General features: G+C 62.6%; 4 protein-coding genes. 1 reads left to right on the top strand and 3 read right to left on the bottom strand.

All coding sequences use genetic code 11. The features are described from left to right. Positions 1 to 255, top strand: a 255-nt coding sequence (locus ACIQ2E_RS13760; RefSeq protein WP_398331700.1) for a hypothetical protein, incomplete at its 5' end; no start/stop codon positions are given. Between the two features lie 68 nt (positions 256 to 323). Here ACIQ2E_RS13760 and ACIQ2E_RS13755 read toward each other — a convergent pair. From ACIQ2E_RS13755 to ACIQ2E_RS13745, 3 genes are all read right to left on the bottom strand, one after another. After that, positions 324 to 1,964, bottom strand: coding sequence for an alpha-D-glucose phosphate-specific phosphoglucomutase (locus tag ACIQ2E_RS13755; RefSeq protein WP_398331697.1), 1,641 nt, complete (start codon positions 1,962 to 1,964; stop codon positions 324 to 326). Positions 1,965 to 2,031: 67 nt separating this feature from the next. Further along, positions 2,032 to 2,478, bottom strand: a complete 447-nt coding sequence (locus tag ACIQ2E_RS13750) for a hypothetical protein (RefSeq protein ID WP_398331694.1) — start codon at positions 2,476 to 2,478, stop codon at positions 2,032 to 2,034. Between the two features lie 22 nt (positions 2,479 to 2,500). Continuing rightward, positions 2,501 to 3,016: sulfotransferase family protein (locus ACIQ2E_RS13745; protein ID WP_398331691.1), on the bottom strand; the 516-nt coding region annotated here is incomplete at its 5' end.

Genomic DNA, 3,016 nt, shown 5'->3' with positions numbered 1-3,016 from the left:
ATCGCCGTTCTGATCGCGATGTTTGGTGTGGCGACCCGGAAGTCTTTGAACGCTCTGAACTGGCTGCGGGTGATCTTGTGGGTCGGCGTGATCAAGATCTTGGTAGTCGAGCTATGGCTGTTGGCGCAAGGGCAAATCGAATTGGCGTCTTACATCCACGCCATGTTCATCAACGAGCTCGTTGCCATCCCGCTTGCCATTTATTGGACGCGCCCCGTTCACGTCAGCTATCTGGCTTCGCTTCAGCGTTCCTGAGGCCCATCGGAAGGCAGAGAAGAGCTGAACTCAGCTCTTCTCTGCCTTCCGTTGAGTTCGTCGCGTGATCAGGTGATCACTGTGGGCTTGTTCATGCCGGTGCGGGTTTTGATCTCGGCCAGCTGATCGATGGCGCTAATCAGGTCGCCCAGCGCAGCCTGGGGATCCTGATGGAGATCGCCACTCGGGGGCACGTAGCTCTCGAGGTACACCCGGAGCGTTGCGCCCTGGGTGCCAGTGCCCGAAAGGCGCAGCACCACGCGGCTGCCATCGTCGAGCAGTAGGCGCAAGCCCTGGCCGCTGGTGAGGGAGCCATCCACCGGATCGGTGTAGGCGAAATCGTCTGCCGTGGCGATCGTGCGGCCGGCGAAGCTCTGGCCCATCAGTGAGGGCAGCATGGCTTTCATGCGGTCATAGAGGCCGTGGGCAGCGTCGCTAGCGATGGCCTCGTAGTCGTGGCGTGAGTAGTAGTGGCGCCCGAATCGGCTCCAGTGCTCCGCCATGATCTGCGCCACCGGTTCACGTCGCTTGGCCAGGATGTTGAGCCAGAACAGCACTGCCCACAGACCGTCTTTCTCGCGGATGTGATTGCTGCCGGTGCCGAAGCTTTCCTCACCGCAGAGCGTGATCCGGCCCGCATCCAGCAGGTTGCCGAAGAACTTCCACCCCGTTGGCGTCTCGAAACAGGGGATGCCCAGCTCCTTGGCCACCACATCGGCGGCGGCGCTGGTGGGCATCGAGCGGGCCACGCCGGCCAGGCCATCGGCGTAGCCTGGCACCAGGGTGGCGTTGGCGGTGAGCACCGCCAGGCTGTCGCTGGGGTTCACGAAACAGCGCGTGCCCAGGATCATGTTTCGGTCGCCGTCGCCATCGCAGGCGGCTCCGAAGCGGTAGGCGTCGCTGCCCATCAGCAGCTCGGCCAGATCATGGGCGTAGGTGAGGTTGGGGTCGGGGTGGCCGCCACCGAAGTCTTCGAGGGGAACACCGTTGCGCACGCTTCCGGTGGGCGCGCCCAGCAGGTCTTCCAGTAGTCGCGTGGCGTAGGGGCCCGTCACGGCATGCATCGCGTCAAAGGCGATCGGGAAGTCGCCTTTGAGCAGATCAGCGATCGCGTCGAAGTCGAACAGCTTTTGCATCAGGGCGACGTAGTCGTCGACCCCGTCGATCACCTCGAGCTGCAGGTTGCCGATGCTTTGCTGGCCGGGGACGTTGAGATCGAGGGCAATGTCATCGTGGATCAGGTAGCCATCGAGCTGCTGCGTGCAGGCGTAGATCGCGTCGGTGAGTGATTCCGGTGCTGGTCCGCCGTTAGCGCCATTCACCTTGACGCCGAAGTCGCCGTCGGGTCCGCCAGGGTTATGGCTCGCCGAGAGGATGATGCCGGCGGTGGCCTGGCGCTGGCGGATCAGGTTGGATGCGGCAGGGGTGGAGAGGATGCCGCCAGTGGTGGTGACGATGCGGGCCACGCCATGGGCTGCCGCCATGCGCGCGATCACACCGATGGCGCGGCGGTTGCCGTAGCGACCGTCGCCACCCACTACAAGCGTGCCGCCGGTAATGCCGGGCACGGTGCGCAGGATCGCCTCGATGAAGCTTTCGAGGTAATGGGGCGTTTCAAATTGTCGACTGCTTTTGCGCAGGCCGGAGGTGCCTGGCTTCTGGTCGAGAAAAGGCTGATCGAGCGGGATCTGCTGCACGCCGCTGGTCATCGCAAGCTGCCGAGGCGGCACCAAGTTAGTCGGCTCTGCCGGTTTCTCTCGCAGCGGAGATCACCCCTCAGCGTTGTCCGCCACCAAAGTTGATCCCGCCGCCGGCTGGTTTGGCGGCCGGTGCGTCTGCGGCCTCAGGCTTCTCGGTGCTGCGGCACACCAGCAGCAAGCGTTCGGCGGGATCAGCGATCGCTTGCCGCCGGCTGAAGCTGTTGGTGGAGGTTGGCTGGGCACTAGCCAACATCTGCCAGATCAGATCCTTGCAATTGGCGGGAAGCCTGGGGTGATCCATCAGAGGATCCCCAAGCTTTCGTGCCTGGTTGCAGGTTTCGCTGGTGTTTTCTCGGGCGCAGGCCAATGCCGCCAGTTGCACCTGGCGCAGGCTGTCCTGGCTGGGGAAGGGCACAAACGGGGCACCCTCGCCTGCTTCGGGCAGAACAACAGCCACCAGCAAAGCTGCAGCGGAGGCCAGTGCGGAAGCAGCGGGCAGGTGCCAGCCCCGATGAGCAGTCATCACAACCGGAACGGTGTGTCCATCATGCAATGGGTTCGATCGCTGTGTTGTAGCCCAGTGCTTCCAGCTGATCGGCATAGGGCTGCAGCAAGCCTTGGTAGTGCTGCCACCCACCCACCGAACGGCTGTTGATGGGGCTGCGGGCCTGAACGGCACTGGCGGTGTGGATCTGTCGCCGCCCCCGTTCTGGATGGAGATACGCCTCGTCCCATTCGAAGCCGCAATGCTCGATCAGAGCAGGAATCACTTGCTCAGGCTGCTGCGTTAAGTGGTCATAGTTGAGGTGGTAGATCCGTCCCGGAATGCGCTGCTCATGGGCTGCCATCACCTGGCGGTAGAGGTGATACGAAGCAACGGAGTGATCAAGGCTGTAGGTCCATTCATTACCATGGGCAAAATGGTTGGTGAAGGTCGACCACAAATTATCCATTGGGTTTCGATGAACGTGCACGATGCGGCAATCGGGAAAGGCCGCTGCAAGCACCGGACAGTAGGCAAAGTTGTAGAGAAACTTGTCGCTCAGCGCCGCTGCATCTGA

It is taken from the genome of Vulcanococcus sp. (assembly GCF_044369115.1).
GTDB lineage: Bacteria > Cyanobacteriota > Cyanobacteriia > PCC-6307 > Cyanobiaceae > Vulcanococcus.
This window is presented reverse-complemented; position numbering and strand designations above follow the sequence as displayed.

Excerpts from the sequence above, each read along its gene's own strand:
- ACIQ2E_RS13755 (WP_398331697.1), bottom strand. The coding sequence starts at position 1,964 with ATGACCAGCGGCGTGCAGCAGATCCCGCTCGATCAGCCTTTTCTCGAC.
- ACIQ2E_RS13750 (WP_398331694.1), bottom strand. The coding sequence starts at position 2,478 with ATGACTGCTCATCGGGGCTGGCACCTGCCCGCTGCTTCCGCACTGGCC.